We start from the raw sequence: 14,301 nt of genomic DNA, 5'->3' as shown, positions 1-14,301 counted from the left end.
TTATATTATGAGAATTCGGGCAGGACTGCTAGTAGTAGTGGCTCTTACGCTTCCTTTCCTCGTTTGTGGGCAAAATCGCTATCAAATTAATGGCACAATACCCCCATTGCAGGATGGTGCTAAAGTATTTTTGATCTACGAAATAGAAGGTAAGTCTGTCGTGGATTCCACTTTTTCCAGAGGAGGAAATTTTTCATTTTCGGGAACCGTAGACTATCCTGTTTCATCATCGTTATATCTCAATAAAAATCCATATGTAAATAGACCAGCTCGCAACGAGCAAATGGATTTTTTTCGTTTTTACCTTGAGCCTGTGACTATGGAAATGCGAGCAAGCGACTCCTTGAAGAACATTGTAATTAGCGGGTCTCAAATTAATCTCGACCAAGATGCTTTAAAAAAAATGCGAAGCGTTGTAGATGATAAATTTACAGCACTTAATAAAGAGTTTTATGCACTTTCAGCTAATCAACAGAGCGATCCTAAAGTACGGGAAGCTTTTATTGATCGGGAAAAGGGATTAATGGATGACCTGTATAGCGTTCATTTAGCATTTGCTCGCCAGCATCCATCGTCTTACCTTAGTTTAATCAGTTTATCCTTTGTTGCTGGACAGGAGAAATTTATAGAAGAGGTTAAAGGGATATACAGCGGTTTAGCGGAGGAGCTCAGAAGCTACCCTTTGGCCAAAGAGATACCCATGCAATTAGAATCGTCGATCAGGACGAAAGTTGGACAGATTGCCCCCGATCTTGAACTACAAACGCAAATGGGTACGAGTCTAAAACTAACTGAATTCCGAGGAAAGTATCTATTAGTAGACTTTTGGGCTAGTTGGTGTGGACCATGCCGTGAGGAAAATCCAAATCTTGTAGCGCTTTACAATAAATACAAAGATTCGGGATTCGAGATCTTAGGAGTATCCCTGGACAAGGCGGCTCAACGCGAACAATGGATGAAAGCAATTGCAGATGATAAGCTCAGTTGGCCACAAGTATCTGATTTAAAAGGTTGGGATAGCCAAGCAGCAAAACGTTATGGCATAAATTCCATACCAGCAAGCTTCTTATTGGATCCCACAGGAAAAATTATATACCGCGACCTCAGGGGAAAAGATTTAGAAGAAAAGTTAAAGGCGATCTTTTCAGATAAAGACGATCATAAATAGTGCGTTTAGTAGTGTGTCCGATAAGCCGTATTAAGACTGGAGTATTCTTGTTAGGCCCGGAACGTAAATGCAAAATGTAATAAGAAGAAAGCTGGTAATAAATAGGCTGATCAAATCACTGATTCATCTAATCTATAAATAAATTCCTCGATTTCGATTTGGCGTGCATTAGCAAAACCTCGGTCTGTACCAACCTTAACAAAACCACAATTTTCCAGTACTTTTTGAGAACCGATATTATCGAAAGCGACACGCCCATAAATCGGACGGCTTGTTTCAAATGAAAGAAGTTCTTTAAGCGCCTTTGTTGCAATTCCACGTCCCCAGAATTTCCGGTCAATCCAATAAGTGATCTCAGCATCACCATCAATAACAAACTTCGCAATACTTCCTACAATTGTCCCATCAACCAGAATCGTTTGATTGTTTATACTTGGCTCATTGAGAAATTTAGCATATTTCTCAAGGTAAGCTTCTTTGTCTGAAGAAGTACTTGAGGTAAATGCGGCGAGATAATTTGCTTCTTCATCAAGCTGAAACTGATAATGTGTTTCTAAATCCGTGTATACTGTCGGTCTAAGTGTAAGTTGAAAGTTGAGGGCATCCATGCTTTTTTATGTTCGGTTTATTCCCAAATATAGTAATAAATACACTATTGTTTAAACTCGCCTCAGGTATATGTGGATATGAAGCAAAAAACAAATTCTATCGTCTTCGAATTGGGCGTTTATATCTTTCCAACCTATATTGTCATTGACCGAGATGGCAAGATCATCTTTAGAGATTCATCCGAGGGTCTTGCCCGCATAAAAGATATTGTACTAAAATAATGATTACAATAGGCCAAAGTTATTATAATCGTTGTGGTAGTAATAATATCTATCGCTTAAAAAGATCAACCATTTAGAACTGCAGTAAGTATGAATATGAAAGTTTTCATCAAAGCCAACTTAAAGTCCAGCTGAGGAAAAGCCGAACAAAGGTAGAAGTTGGTCAGGTCAAGAGCCTTTAAATTTAGACTTCTCCTTTTATCGAAATTTAAGTGGGTATGATGTTCCTTCACTGAGCCCATACGGGGAGAGATGTAGATACCTCGATTCCTAAAGCATTATCTTGGTATTTAAACACAGTTTCAGGTACTATGTGGTTTTCGCTTATATCCACCCCCTTAACAGAGGAAAAGAGATTTAGATGTCTTTTCACAAGCGGCATGGTATGAATATATGAACGGGTTATTTTGTCAGGGTCGGAGTCGCAACTACTATTTTTCTTAGCCTTAGACCTCGCTTGGCATATGTACATATTATCGGTGTAAAAAAAGATCATTTCAATCTTATTTTCAGGATACAAGGCTTTAATGTCTTGTAGCATTTGAAGATGCACCTTATTAACGATATTGACCTCAACAGCAAAATCTTCGTCATGACTTAGCAGCCCCAACAGCTGTTCCTCAAATCTCCGATATCCATCTTTTAAACCTAGTTCAGCATAGCTTTGAACAAAGAGATTTGGGTCAAGTATCTTAATCCCTTCTGGGATGAAATACTGACCACAAGTACTTTTCCCAATGTAAGGGGGACCGGTTATCACATATATTGTCGCCATGATCAAATACTTTGAATCGTGCCATCGCGATGCTCTTCAACCATTTGCCCATCCTTGTTATAAACCAATGGCTGTTCGCGAGAAAATAAATAGGAACGAATGCTCTTTTGCAATTCTTGCCTCCATTGTATCTTTTCATCCGCAGACATAGTGAGCGGATCTTTTTTCATCTTTCCAGTTTTGACAAGTTCTTCTTCTTGAATTGTCCTTTTCATTTAAAACTTAATTAACATTAGCTTGTACGATTAATTAAATATAAACATATATTAATATATTATAAAAAAATATTAATATAAAAAACGCCAATAATTTGATGAATTGACTTTTGATTGGCAACAAGATCCATTAATAAAAATTGACTGGAGTTGTTTATTCTCTTTAGCAAGAAAGCCTACAAAGAATTATACAGTTCATAGGTAAAGCTATGTACCTATTTGAATAGTTTAAGGTAAAATTTAGACAACTAACAAAATGTAGAGCAATAATGTAAAACTTTCGAACTCATTAATCTAGCTCAGAATCTCGTATTCATAACGACTCTCCAGTCACCGGATTTGGCTCTTATTATACGTGGGATTTGGAAGAAGACACTCCCATTAAACATGAACTTCTTTGCTTTTATCTAAGTGCTGTTTTTGGTGCCGATTTAGTACTCAAAAAAGAAAAACCGTTTTTAACAGTGTTAAAAACGGTTTGTTTTGCGGAAAGGGAGGGATTCGAACCCTCGATACAGTCATCCCGTATACAGTCTTTCCAGGACTGCTCATTCGACCACTCTGACACCTTTCCGTGTTTCAGTGCACAAATGTAGTAATTTTTTAATTTATTGCAACCTTATTCGTATTATTTACCATCCAATTTATTATATTCTATTGAGCCTAAGCCTATTGTTTTTATTTTTTAATGAATAAAACTTATTCCTTATTTTTCGGAATGACAAATAATTATTTCGACATAAAAGGGGAGGTCCTTGACATAGCGCTAAAACGCACCAGGGAACGTATTACAATGATAGAATCTGCTTTGGAAACCGCACGGGATTCAAGTAATGACGATACAAAAAGTAGTGCTGGAGACAAATATGAGACGTCACGTGAAATGATCCAACAGGACATTAATCGCTACCAGAAACAACTCGTGGAAGCCAATAAAGATCTGCAGCAACTGATCAGTATAGAATCATTATCAAATGATGTAATTGATGTCGTCAGATTAGGAACACTTGTTCAAACCAATGTTGGACTATATTTGATCGCCACAAGTATCGGAGCTGTAAAAATAGGGACCAATAATATCTTCGTTATCTCGCCTGCATCTCCAATTGGACAACTACTTATCGGGAAAAAAATAGGTGATAGTTTTGTTTTTAATAACGTTAATCAAAAAGTTATTGCAATTTACTAGGTGATGAAAATACCGAAAAATTAAACAATATGCCGATGCATCTGTTCTTATTTAGTACAGAAACAAAGAATGACATGAAATTCAATAGTTTACTTTTAATCTTCTTGCTTGGTGCTGCACTATTTATTCACTCTTGTAGATCGCCCGAGTCGGACGAAAAACTAAGATCAAAAATCGAGACAGCGTTGGAAACTACTGCGGGAATCGGAGTCGATGTCGAAGAGGGGAATGTAACCTTGAATGGACAAATAGGTTCAGACTCTCTCAAGCAGGACATAGAAAACAAAACAAAGCTAGCCGGAGGAGAGGATATCAAATCCATTCACAACAATATTGTCGTAAATCTTCCTGAACCAGAAGATGCCCGTGAAAAATATCATGAAATTTTGGGCGGCGCGATAGATTCTACCTTAACACGAGATGTTAACCTTGTTCTGGAAGATTTTCCGACCATTACAGCACAGGTTAAAGAAGGGATTATAATTGCAACGGGTAATCTTGAAAAATCAAAAATAGATACACTCAAGAAACGATTGGAACATATCAAGCCCAAAGGTATTGATATAAAAGGGGTCACAAGCCGATAGCCTAAGAAAAAAAGAAGCTACCGTCAATTGGCAGGCAGCTTCTTTCATTTCTTCATATGTTTATTTAATACCTAAGTTAAGCATTTTCTATTAAATCTCGTATAGCAACAGAAGCTATTGCCCCACCAAAAGCCGCTGGTAGATAGGACATGGTGCCATAAGCGGACTTTTTAAAATTACTCCCATCGGTATACAATAATGAATCCTTGTTTGGAAGTTCGGTTGAAAATGCCACTTTCACTCCATCACGTATACCATGTTTGCGCAATTTCTTACGGATATGTTGGGCCAACTTACAATTATAAGATTTACCGATATCAGCAATTTTTATTTTTGTCGGATCCACTTTGCCACCGGCACCCATTGAACTTACAAATGGTATATTGGCTTCTAACGCCCTCCGAATGAAAAATAGTTTCGGTGTAATACTATCAATGGCTTCCACACAATAATCTGGCGCCAAATCTAATAAAGCGGGTATCTTTTCTGGAATGATAAAATCTTGTATTACGGTTAAATCCAATTCAGGATTAATGGCCAACAATCTTTCCCGCATAATTTCAGCTTTTGCTTCACCATGATTAGTTGCCAAGGCAGGCAATTGTCTATTACGGTTAGACGGATCCACTGTGTCTCCATCGATAATGGTCATTTTCCCAACTCCCGCTCGGCATATAAATTCCGCAGCAAAGGATCCAACACCACCTAATCCCAAAACCATCACATGTGAATTTGCCAATTTTTCAACCGCTGATCGACCTATCAATGCTTCGGTACGTGACAGCCAACTTAAATCTTTCATCTATCTAAATTTGTTTTTTTATATTTTCATGAAACCTTATAGCTATCCGACAACGTGAATAAACAGACTATGACGGCCTCACTTATTAAATACTTTCTTATAATTCTGGTATAAAGCCCGCTTTAGCTCCTCCAACTCGATCGATCTGATCCGAGCTACGTATTGATAAAGCGTAGTAATTTCTACGGTCGTATCTGTATCCGTTTCTAGAAACAATTGACTGAGTGAAATATTTTCCAAAAGCTCGTCTTGGCTTCCATTTAAACAATGTCCACCTATTGAAAGATAGTACCCCTGATCAATTAATTGCCGAGCTAGTGTCCAATTTTTCCGATAGCCATGGAAAACAACAGCTTCGTTAAAATTCACTTTTTTTAAACAACTGACAATCTCCTGAAAAGCTCGAACACAATGAATAATCAACGGTTTTCGATAAACTTGAGCCAGTTGAACCTGTCGATCAAAGACCTGCTGCTGCTGGATGAGGGGAATAGCAATATTTTTATCCAAACCGCATTCGCCTATCGCCAAAACTTGAACCTGTTTTAATCCTCCTTTCATTAAGGCTAAAGCAAGTTCAGAATTCCCGTCTATATACCATGGATGTAACCCTATGGAGCAATCTGTTTCAGTGATTTCTTCAGCATGATTCAATGCGATATTCTTCACCGAGAGAATCGCGCGCTCTTTGATCGGATAATTCCGATGAGTATGTAGATCGATATAAGGAACTTGTGGTACCAATGGGACAAAGGTCGAAAAAATACTTGAAGCAAAAAATATTCTCTACAAATTTAGTATAGTTTTATTCTTTCAACTTTGCATCTAGGGCTTCAAGGATGGCTGAAGCTTTCAAAAGGCATTCTTGATACTCCTGATCTGCAGCTGCCTGATTGGTGACCGCCCCTCCAGTATGAAAGGAAAGGTACCGTTTTTGTTTATTATACAGCAGTGAGCGGATGACTACATTAAAATCGAACTCATCATGTACAGTGTCAAAGTATCCGATAGACCCTGCATAGATACCTCTCTTTCGAGCTTCAAGCTGATCGCAAATTTGCATAGCTGCAATTTTAGGAGCACCTGTCATCGAACCTGCAGGAAAGGTATTTCTAAATACATCCACATTGGCGACTTTTGGGTCTTGCATGCAGGTAATGGTAGAAATCATTTGATGCACTTGTTCGAAGGATTGAATCTCAAAAAGGCGAGTAGCCTCAACTGTTCCAGGAAGAGCACTTCGTGTCAAGTCATTACGCACCAAATCAACGATCATCACATTTTCCGCAATCTCCTTTTTTGACCTCAACATATCAGCTATAATCTGTCGGTCCTCTTCCGGGCTTGTTCCTCTTCTAGCTGTCCCTTTAATCGGTTGAGAAATCAGCTTTCCCTGCCTTTTCGCTAAAAATCGCTCCGGAGAAGCACACATGATAAAATGATGTCCTACTCTGAAGAATGAACTAAATGGGGTAGGTGATAGGCTATTTAATTGATGATAAACTTCGAGCGGCGAGATGTCGACGTTCTCCGCATAAAATTCCTGACAAAGGTTAACTTCATAAATGTCTCCACGTTGAATATGCGCTTGCACATCTTCAAATGCTTTAACGTATTCACTTTTTGTCCAACGCGATTGTACTTGCACTACGATTGGAGCTGCTAAAGGAATCTTCGTATCGGAAATAGCTTGATAGATTTTAACTGGATCTTCAGCCTCTATATGCACTTGATTTGCCGTCCATCGGAGCGTAATCGCTGGCACGAAGAAATAAGTTTCCGGAAATTCGAGCTGATCCTTTCCCGTTGTCTGTAATTCCTCTATCTCATTCTTGAGGTCGTAGGATAGAAATCCAGGGATAAACTGAGATTGATGTAAATTCAAAAATGTATCGAGCTGATCAAATACATTTTCATTTGCACGGAAGGAGAATAATGCCTTGACAGCCAAAACTTGCTCATATCTTCCCCATTGATCGGACATCCCATTACTATTAAAGAAAGAAATTTCATCAAATTGCCCCGACCAATGCAGGGCTTTTTGATGAAATTTATCTTTAGAATCGAGAAGATCAAAACTTTCGATCCGCATAGTTTATTTTGATAAAGCTAATGTTTGTTTACGATCAGGACCTACCGATAGGATTGTGATAGGTACTTCAAGAGCTTTCTCTAAATAAGAAATGTAATTTTTTAATGCTTCAGGTATCTCCTGTTCAGACGTTATACCAGTCAAATCTTGTTTCCACCCATCAATTTCTTCCAAGATAGGTTCGGCTTGATGTGTGATGATTTCATAAGGCATATAATCAATCACTTCACCATTATATTTATAATGTGTACATGCATAGATTTTGTCGAAGGTATCCAAAACGTCGGCCTTCATCATAATCAAGTCTGTTACGCCATTAAGCATAATAGCATATTTCAAGGCAGGAATATCAATCCAACCTGTACGGCGAGCACGACCAGTAGTTGCTCCAAATTCATGACCTAATTGACGTAATTTTTCGCCAGTTTCATCGTGAAGTTCAGTAGGGAAGGGACCACCACCTACACGAGTCGCATAAGCTTTAAAGATACCATATACCTTGCCGATTTTATTTGGCGCAATACCTAGGCCTGTACAAGCTCCGGCTGTTGTGGTATTCGATGAAGTTACAAATGGATAAGAACCAAAATCAACATCCAACAGCGTACCTTGCGCACCCTCAGCCAACACACGTTTGCCTTCTTTCAGATATTGATTCACCAAATGCTCTGAATCCACATGTGGGATAGATTTAATGAATTCGATAGCATCTAAAAATGCCTTCTCTTTTTCACTGAAATCAGGTATCTCACCATAGTGCGAAAGAATGCTTAGGTGTTTTTCTTTCAACTTTTGGTAACGCTCTTGAAAATCCGGAAGTGTCGTATCACCTACACGTAAACCATTTCTACCGGTTTTATCCATGTAAGTTGGACCGATACCTTTCAAAGTGGATCCAATTTTTCCTGCACCCATTTTTGATTCTGAGGCAGCATCCAATAATTGGTGTGTAGGCAGAATAAGGTGTGCTTTTCGCGCTAAAACTAAATTGCCTTTACCCACCGGATCAAAACCAGCTGTCTTCAGGTTGTCTAACTCTCTTTTTAAGATAATCGGATCGATAACGACACCATTACCAATAAGATTTAGTGTACCTTCATTGAAGATACCAGATGGAATTGTGTTGAGTACGAATTTTTTGTTATCGAATTCCAACGTGTGTCCGGCGTTAGGGCCGCCTTGGAAACGAGCGATTAAATCGTATTTTGGACAAAATACGTCTACGATTTTACCTTTACCCTCGTCACCCCATTGTAAGCCCAAAAGCACATCAACTTGCATAGCTTTTAAAGTATAGTAATTAAAATGTTATTAATAAAAATAGACTCTATTTAAAAATAAAATGTTCAGGAATTTTCCCCTGAACATTCCTGAACAAATGTACTATTATATTTAAGAAAATATAAGATTAATTTGAAATAGCTTCGTGAGCGACGGTCTCTTCTTTTTTGTTCTTAAGTTGACAGTCTTGACATACACCATACAAATTGAGTGAGTGGTGCTTAATATCAAATTTTAAAAGATCTCCCATGAGACTCTGAATTTGGTTGATACGTGGATCACAGAATTCAACAACCTTATTACATTCAATACAGATCACGTGATCGTGTTGTTTGAACCCATATGACTTCTCAAATTGTGCCATGTTCCTTCCAAACTGGTGTTTTGTAACCAAGTCACAAGAGACCAAAAGTTCTAGAGTATTATAAACTGTAGCACGACTGACACGATATTTCTTGTTCTTCATATGGATATACAAAGACTCTACATCAAAGTGATCAGTACGTGAATAAATCTCATCCAAAATCGCATAGCGCTCTGGTGTTTTTCTTAGATTTTTATTTTCTAAGTAGGCTTCAAAGATTTTTTTTACAGTTGCAAAATTTTCAGCTTGATTCATAGTAAAAATATTCTTGTACAAATTTACCAATTAAAATTGATATTTCCTCTATTAAAAATAGTGCTTAATAGTAGTCGCCTTAGCGTAATTTTCAATCCAATGGTTGGCTACTAATTTTCCGATTCATATCGATTGACACCTGTTATCCCCCTGACTTGCTTTAAATTTCTCATCAAACTTTCAAGCTGAGCAGTATCATTTACATACACCATAATATTACCATCAAAAATACCTTCGTTACTTGAAATTGATAAGGATCGAATATTAACAGCAAATTCTTGAGAAATAACAGTTGTAAGTTTATTTACTAATCCTACATCATCTATGCCAACGATATGTAAACCTGTCAAAAATGCAGAATCCTTTGTAGAAGCCCAGCGTGCTTTTAAAATTCTATAGCCATAATTTGCCATCAGCTTGGAGGCATTTGGACAGCTCGTACGGTGAATTTTTATACCATCATTAACTGTCAAAAAACCGAAGACATCATCACCAGGAATAGGATTACAACAGGGTGCTAGAGTATAATCAACCTTCTGCATATCATCACCGATCAAGATCGTGTCGAATTCCTTCTTATTTATCTTTTCAACTAGCCCACCTATATGGGTATTAAATTGATTTCCTGATGAAGAACTTACATTAATTTCAACCGCTTTCTCATGCGCAACATATTCTCTCAGTTGCCTGATATCAACAATACCCTTGGCAACATTATAGAAAAGGTCCTGCGAACTGGGATATTTTAAAAAGTTGGCAATTTTGTTAATATTATCCGTATTGTAAGTAACTTTTAGCGATTTCAACTTACGTTCCAAAATTTCTTTCCCATCTTCCGCTACTCTTCTCTTTTCTTCTTTTAGAGAAGATCTGATTTTGGATTTGGCTTTCGCAGTCACAACAAAATTCAACCAATCCTCTTTAGGTGACTGCTTGCTTGATGTAATAATCTCTACCTGATCCCCATTTTGCAAAATATGGCTTAAAGGAACAAGTTTGTGATTTACTTTGGCGCCAATACAACTTGCACCGATATCAGAGTGAATCTCAAAGGCAAAATCTAAAGCAGTGGCATTGTTGGGGAGTTGAATCAGTGTTCCTTTGGGGGTGAATATAAAAATCTCATCGGAGAAGAGATTCATCTTAAAATCATCCACAAAATCCATCGCATTCTGATCTGGACTGCTTAAGACGTCACGTACTTTTTTGATCCATTGATCCAAGCCAGAATCTGAATTTGATTCTTTGTACTTCCAATGTGCTGCAAATCCTTTTTCGGCAATTTCATTCATCCGTTTGGTTCGAATCTGAACTTCTACCCATTGCCCTTTAGGCCCCATCACCGTAGTGTGTAAGGACTCATAACCATTTCCTTTCGGAGAGGAGATCCAATCCCGAAGACGGTCGGGGTTAGGACGGTACAAATCAGTGACAATAGAATAAACTTTCCAACATTCTGTCTTTTCTTTCTCATCCACAGCATCTATTACAATACGTATAGCAAACAAATCATAAACCTCCTCAAAAGGAATCGATTTTTTTCGCATCTTATTCCAAATAGAATGGATTGATTTAGGTCGCCCAAATACGGACGCCTTAATACCCTGTTCCTCCAATATCTCTTTGATTGGACCAATAAAATCGCCTATAAATTTTTCACGCTCAGCTTTTTTCTCATTCAGTTTTCTAGCGATAAATTTATAGGTATCCGGATCAGTAAATTTCATCGAGAGATCTTCCAATTCGGATTTTATCGCATACAGCCCAAGACGATGTGCCAATGGCGCATAAAGGTAGCTTGTCTCTGAAGCAATTTTCAGCTGCTTATCCCTGGCCATAAATTCCATGGTGCGCATATTGTGGAGCCTATCTGCCAATTTAATGAGAATTACACGAACATCGTCGGCCAATGTGAGCAACATTTTCCTAAAGTTCTCCGCTTGCATAGAGCTGTTTGGATCGAAAATTCCTGAAATTTTGGTAAGCCCATCGATAATTCGGCGAACTTTCTTACCAAACATTTCTTCAATTTCATCCAGAGTAACATTGGTATCTTCAACTACATCATGGAGCAAGGCGCATACAATAGATGTCGTCCCTAAGCCAATCTCTTCAGCAGCAATTTGGGCAACAGCAATTGGGTGATAGATGTAAGGCTCCCCTGATTTACGTCGCATCTCTTTATGACTATCCAACGCCAAATCAAATGCCTTGCGGATCTCTTGCTTGTCCCCGCGTTGTAAAGTTGGTTTACAGGCGCGTAACAATGCTCGGTAACGTTTCCTTATCTCTTTGTTTTCTGCTTCAATATCAATCACATAATCTTTCATAAACGTTGCAGGTAAATGATGTTTTTTGAGTAAATTTGTGTAATTTAGTTATTGTATTCTTGAATACTAATTTTCAAGCTAACTATTTTGTAATAAATCTACCAAAATATTATAGCATTGACAAATTAAAAAGCGTTATATAATTGCCCAAATGAAGACAATATTATTTTGTTTGCTATTCCTCACAGCGACTCTGTCCGGATGGGCGCAGTCTCAATCACTCACTCTTCCTTTGTATGGAGAGGGGGCACAGGAGACCGTAAACAGTTATATGACAACAACCTTGGCAAACGGAGAGGTATTACCCTGGTTTCCGATTCCACAGGTCACTGTTGTGGCCAAAAGGACCTGGTCAAGTGAAGAAGCACGAAGAGAATATCTCCGCTTTAGAAGAAATGTCCTCAAGGTTCTTCCTTATGCAATCTATGCGCAAAAAAGATATGATCAACTTGACAGAGACCTAGCGCTGACTTCGGACAAGAAGGAACATAAAGCATTGGTTGAAAAATGTGAAAGTGACGTAAAACAGATGTTTGACCGAGAAATCAAAAATATGACTATTTCCCAAGGCAAAATACTCATTAAATTGATCGATCGTTATACGGGACATACCGGCTATGAAATGGTAAAGGAAATGAAGGGTGGGATTTCCGCTTTTTTTTATCAGGGAGTCGCGAAAATATTCGGTCACAACCTAAAGTCAACTTATGACCCAAAAGAAGACTTTGCCATTGAAAATATCATTAGGGAATTTGAGAAATCGAGACCCCAACCTGTCATGTGACCAATCAAACTAAAACCAGATGAAAACAGTATACGACTTTGACGCACTTCAGTTTAATGGTAAAAAAAAATCTCTCGCTGATTTTGAAGGTAAAGTTTTACTCATCGTCAATACTGCTAGTCAATGCCTCTTTACCAGACAATTTAAATCCCTCGAAAAACTCTACCAAAGATATAAAGACCAAGGTTTCGAAATCCTGGCATTTCCGGCAAATAATTTTCGTAACCAGGAACCATTAACCGGTGGTACACTAGAGACATTCTGCCGGATCAATCAACAGGTGAGTTTCCCTATTTTTAAGCGTAGCCATGTTATCGGCGAATACACAACACCCTTATACAGTTTTCTTTCAAGCAAAGATCAGAATGGACATATTAACAGTAAACCTTCCTGGAATTTTCACAAATACCTGATAAACAAAAAAGGAGAGGTCATTGATTTCTATTATCCGACTACTTCGCCATTATCAAGTAAAATTTGCCGCAATATCGAGCGTCTTTTACAAGAGTAACCCATAAACTGCTTACCTTTGCCGCGGCTTTCACAACGTCAATCTAATCGTATATCGACTCAGGAACAATAGTATATTGAAGCTGTCTATAGCATCTCAGTAAAATTGTTCGTTGATTAAATGGAATGATTTGTCATTGAAGAGCCAAATAAAAAGAGAGATATCATATGTTAAAATTAGATCTACTTATCATTGCTGTACATCCTGATGATGCTGAATTAGGCGCAGGTGGAGTAATGGCAAAATATGTTGCTGAAGGAAAAAAGGTTGGAATTGTTGATTTGACTCAAGGCGAGCTTGGCACACGCGGCACAGCAGAAACCAGGGCTCAGGAAGCAAAAGATGCTGCCGAAATCCTAGGACTGGCCGCTAGAGAGAACCTGGGCTTAAGAGATGGTTTTTTTGAAAATGCCGAAAGAGAGAAAATGGCAGTAATAAGAGCTATCCGCAAATATCAACCCGAAATTATTATTACAAATGCCATCACAGACCGCCACCCGGACCATGGAAGAGCGGGGCAGATGGTCAGTGAAGCTTGCTTTCTTGCTGGCTTGAGAAGAGTGGAAACTTTTGATCAGGACAATGTTCCTCAGGAGGCCCACCGCCCCCGATTGGTACTGCAATTTGTACAGGATTATTATATAAAACCAGATGTTGTTATCGATATAACAGATTATTACCATGTTAAAGAAAAATCCGTTTTAGCCTATAAAACTCAATTTTACACAGGAGAAAACGTAAATCCTGATGAACCACAAACCTACATTTCCAATCCGGATTTCATGGAATCAACTGCTGCCAGAGCCCGAGAATTTGGACGATATATCCAAGCGAAATATGCCGAAGGATTTACTTCCAAGAAGATACTTGGCGTTGATGATTTATTCCACCTGAAGTAGGAAATAGAGTCTATCTGATACCATGATAAAATAAATGCGGGAGTATTCCTATTTTACCCCTGAATACTCCCGCATAATTTCTTAAGCGAAGTTACGGACTGATTTGATGGAAACAATATCGGTCATATGCTTATTTTGCTAATGTTTATCCCAACAAAGCAATCGTCTTCACAATTATAGGGAAGATATCCCGCAGTAGAAATTAAGCCTTTGGCTTAT

General features: G+C 38.2%; 16 protein-coding genes and 1 tRNA gene. 7 read left to right on the top strand and 10 right to left on the bottom strand.

Translation table 11 applies throughout. The features are described 5' to 3' along the window. Positions 1 to 7 precede the first annotated feature (7 nt). Positions 8 to 1,168, top strand: a complete 1,161-nt coding sequence (locus tag B3297_RS08410; RefSeq protein WP_115048694.1) for a TlpA disulfide reductase family protein — start codon at positions 8 to 10, stop codon at positions 1,166 to 1,168. Positions 1,169 to 1,278: 110 nt separating this feature from the next. Here the strand turns inward: B3297_RS08410 and B3297_RS08405 are convergent, their stop codons facing one another. Next, positions 1,279 to 1,776, bottom strand: a complete 498-nt coding sequence (locus B3297_RS08405; protein WP_070564113.1) for a GNAT family N-acetyltransferase — start codon at positions 1,774 to 1,776, stop codon at positions 1,279 to 1,281. 78 nt (positions 1,777 to 1,854) lie between these two features. Here B3297_RS08405 and B3297_RS08400 point away from each other — a divergent pair, with 78 nt between their 5' ends. Continuing rightward, positions 1,855 to 1,998 carry a hypothetical protein gene (locus B3297_RS08400; RefSeq protein ID WP_159332943.1) on the top strand — a complete coding sequence of 48 codons (144 nt, stop codon included), beginning with the start codon at positions 1,855 to 1,857 and terminating at the stop codon, positions 1,996 to 1,998. A 229-nt stretch (positions 1,999 to 2,227) separates the two neighbouring features. Here the strand turns inward: B3297_RS08400 and B3297_RS08395 are convergent, their stop codons facing one another. From B3297_RS08395 to B3297_RS08385, 3 genes are all read right to left on the bottom strand, one after another. Further along, complete coding sequence (locus tag B3297_RS08395; RefSeq protein WP_115048692.1) at positions 2,228 to 2,773, bottom strand: hypothetical protein; 546 nt, start codon at positions 2,771 to 2,773, stop codon at positions 2,228 to 2,230. A gap of 2 nt (positions 2,774 to 2,775) precedes the next feature. Then, entirely contained in the window at positions 2,776 to 2,988 is a 213-nt protein-coding gene (locus B3297_RS08390; RefSeq protein ID WP_070564118.1) for a hypothetical protein, read from the bottom strand. Between the two features lie 486 nt (positions 2,989 to 3,474). Next, positions 3,475 to 3,562, bottom strand: a tRNA-Ser gene (locus tag B3297_RS08385). 144 nt (positions 3,563 to 3,706) lie between these two features. Here B3297_RS08385 and B3297_RS08380 point away from each other — a divergent pair. Together B3297_RS08380 and B3297_RS08375 are read left to right on the top strand one after the other, a co-directional pair. Next, positions 3,707 to 4,177, top strand: coding sequence for a GreA/GreB family elongation factor (locus tag B3297_RS08380; RefSeq protein WP_115049569.1), 471 nt, complete (start codon positions 3,707 to 3,709; stop codon positions 4,175 to 4,177). A gap of 74 nt (positions 4,178 to 4,251) precedes the next feature. Next, a complete protein-coding gene (locus B3297_RS08375) occupies positions 4,252 to 4,764 on the top strand; it encodes a BON domain-containing protein (RefSeq protein WP_159332942.1) in 513 nt (170 codons plus the stop codon). A gap of 76 nt (positions 4,765 to 4,840) precedes the next feature. Here B3297_RS08375 and B3297_RS08370 read toward each other — a convergent pair whose 3' ends face one another. The 6 genes from B3297_RS08370 to B3297_RS08345 form a co-directional block, all read right to left on the bottom strand. After that, positions 4,841 to 5,566, bottom strand: coding sequence for a tRNA threonylcarbamoyladenosine dehydratase (locus B3297_RS08370; protein WP_112374130.1), 726 nt, complete (start codon positions 5,564 to 5,566; stop codon positions 4,841 to 4,843). A gap of 78 nt (positions 5,567 to 5,644) precedes the next feature. Then, positions 5,645 to 6,310 carry a TatD family hydrolase gene (locus B3297_RS08365; RefSeq protein ID WP_070564127.1) on the bottom strand — a complete coding sequence of 222 codons (666 nt, stop codon included), beginning with the start codon at positions 6,308 to 6,310 and terminating at the stop codon, positions 5,645 to 5,647. A 61-nt stretch (positions 6,311 to 6,371) separates the two neighbouring features. After that, positions 6,372 to 7,658: an anthranilate synthase component I family protein gene (locus B3297_RS08360; RefSeq protein WP_070564130.1), complete on the bottom strand. Its 1,287-nt coding sequence runs from the start codon at positions 7,656 to 7,658 to the stop codon at positions 6,372 to 6,374. 3 nt (positions 7,659 to 7,661) lie between these two features. Then, entirely contained in the window at positions 7,662 to 8,939 is a 1,278-nt protein-coding gene (locus B3297_RS08355) for an adenylosuccinate synthase (protein ID WP_070564133.1), read from the bottom strand. A gap of 127 nt (positions 8,940 to 9,066) precedes the next feature. Further along, a complete protein-coding gene (locus B3297_RS08350) occupies positions 9,067 to 9,558 on the bottom strand; it encodes a Fur family transcriptional regulator (protein ID WP_286778773.1) in 492 nt (163 codons plus the stop codon). Between the two features lie 110 nt (positions 9,559 to 9,668). Beyond that, the gene (locus tag B3297_RS08345) at positions 9,669 to 11,888 is read right to left on the bottom strand and encodes a RelA/SpoT family protein (RefSeq protein ID WP_070564136.1); all 2,220 of its coding nucleotides are present in this window, start codon (positions 11,886 to 11,888) and stop codon (positions 9,669 to 9,671) included. 151 nt (positions 11,889 to 12,039) lie between these two features. On the opposite strand from B3297_RS08345, the gene B3297_RS08340 reads away from it, so the two are divergent. The 3 genes from B3297_RS08340 to bshB1 all read left to right on the top strand — a co-directional run bounded on the left by B3297_RS08340 (position 12,040) and on the right by bshB1 (position 14,082). Next, a complete protein-coding gene (locus B3297_RS08340) occupies positions 12,040 to 12,672 on the top strand; it encodes a DUF4294 domain-containing protein (RefSeq protein WP_070564139.1) in 633 nt (210 codons plus the stop codon). 19 nt (positions 12,673 to 12,691) lie between these two features. Next, positions 12,692 to 13,183: a glutathione peroxidase gene (locus B3297_RS08335; RefSeq protein WP_070564142.1), complete on the top strand. Its 492-nt coding sequence runs from the start codon at positions 12,692 to 12,694 to the stop codon at positions 13,181 to 13,183. Between the two features lie 167 nt (positions 13,184 to 13,350). Continuing rightward, positions 13,351 to 14,082 carry a bacillithiol biosynthesis deacetylase BshB1 gene (gene bshB1 / locus B3297_RS08330; protein WP_046673378.1) on the top strand — a complete coding sequence of 244 codons (732 nt, stop codon included), beginning with the start codon at positions 13,351 to 13,353 and terminating at the stop codon, positions 14,080 to 14,082. Positions 14,083 to 14,301: the final 219 nt, after the last annotated feature.

Source organism: Sphingobacterium sp. UBA3519, assembly GCF_002377215.1.
In the GTDB taxonomy this organism is placed as follows: Bacteria; Bacteroidota; Bacteroidia; order Sphingobacteriales; family Sphingobacteriaceae; genus Sphingobacterium; species Sphingobacterium multivorum.
This window is presented reverse-complemented; position numbering and strand designations above follow the sequence as displayed.

Bases quoted from the DNA above. Each gene is read 5' to 3' on its own strand.
- B3297_RS08380 (WP_115049569.1), top strand. From the start codon at position 3,707: ATGACAAATAATTATTTCGACATAAAAGGGGAGGTCCTTGACATAGCG.
- B3297_RS08405 (WP_070564113.1), bottom strand. From the start codon at position 1,776: ATGGATGCCCTCAACTTTCAACTTACACTTAGACCGACAGTATACACG.
- B3297_RS08345 (WP_070564136.1), bottom strand. From the start codon at position 11,888: ATGAAAGATTATGTGATTGATATTGAAGCAGAAAACAAAGAGATAAGG.
- B3297_RS08350 (WP_286778773.1), bottom strand. From the start codon at position 9,558: ATGAATCAAGCTGAAAATTTTGCAACTGTAAAAAAAATCTTTGAAGCC.
- bshB1 (WP_046673378.1), top strand. From the start codon at position 13,351: ATGTTAAAATTAGATCTACTTATCATTGCTGTACATCCTGATGATGCT.
- B3297_RS08360 (WP_070564130.1), bottom strand. From the start codon at position 7,658: ATGCGGATCGAAAGTTTTGATCTTCTCGATTCTAAAGATAAATTTCAT.
- B3297_RS08375 (WP_159332942.1), top strand. From the start codon at position 4,252: ATGAAATTCAATAGTTTACTTTTAATCTTCTTGCTTGGTGCTGCACTA.
- B3297_RS08340 (WP_070564139.1), top strand. From the start codon at position 12,040: ATGAAGACAATATTATTTTGTTTGCTATTCCTCACAGCGACTCTGTCC.
- B3297_RS08400 (WP_159332943.1), top strand. From the start codon at position 1,855: ATGAAGCAAAAAACAAATTCTATCGTCTTCGAATTGGGCGTTTATATC.
- B3297_RS08355 (WP_070564133.1), bottom strand. From the start codon at position 8,939: ATGCAAGTTGATGTGCTTTTGGGCTTACAATGGGGTGACGAGGGTAAA.
- B3297_RS08335 (WP_070564142.1), top strand. From the start codon at position 12,692: ATGAAAACAGTATACGACTTTGACGCACTTCAGTTTAATGGTAAAAAA.
- B3297_RS08395 (WP_115048692.1), bottom strand. From the start codon at position 2,773: ATGGCGACAATATATGTGATAACCGGTCCCCCTTACATTGGGAAAAGT.
- B3297_RS08370 (WP_112374130.1), bottom strand. From the start codon at position 5,566: ATGAAAGATTTAAGTTGGCTGTCACGTACCGAAGCATTGATAGGTCGA.
- B3297_RS08410 (WP_115048694.1), top strand. From the start codon at position 8: ATGAGAATTCGGGCAGGACTGCTAGTAGTAGTGGCTCTTACGCTTCCT.
- B3297_RS08390 (WP_070564118.1), bottom strand. From the start codon at position 2,988: ATGAAAAGGACAATTCAAGAAGAAGAACTTGTCAAAACTGGAAAGATG.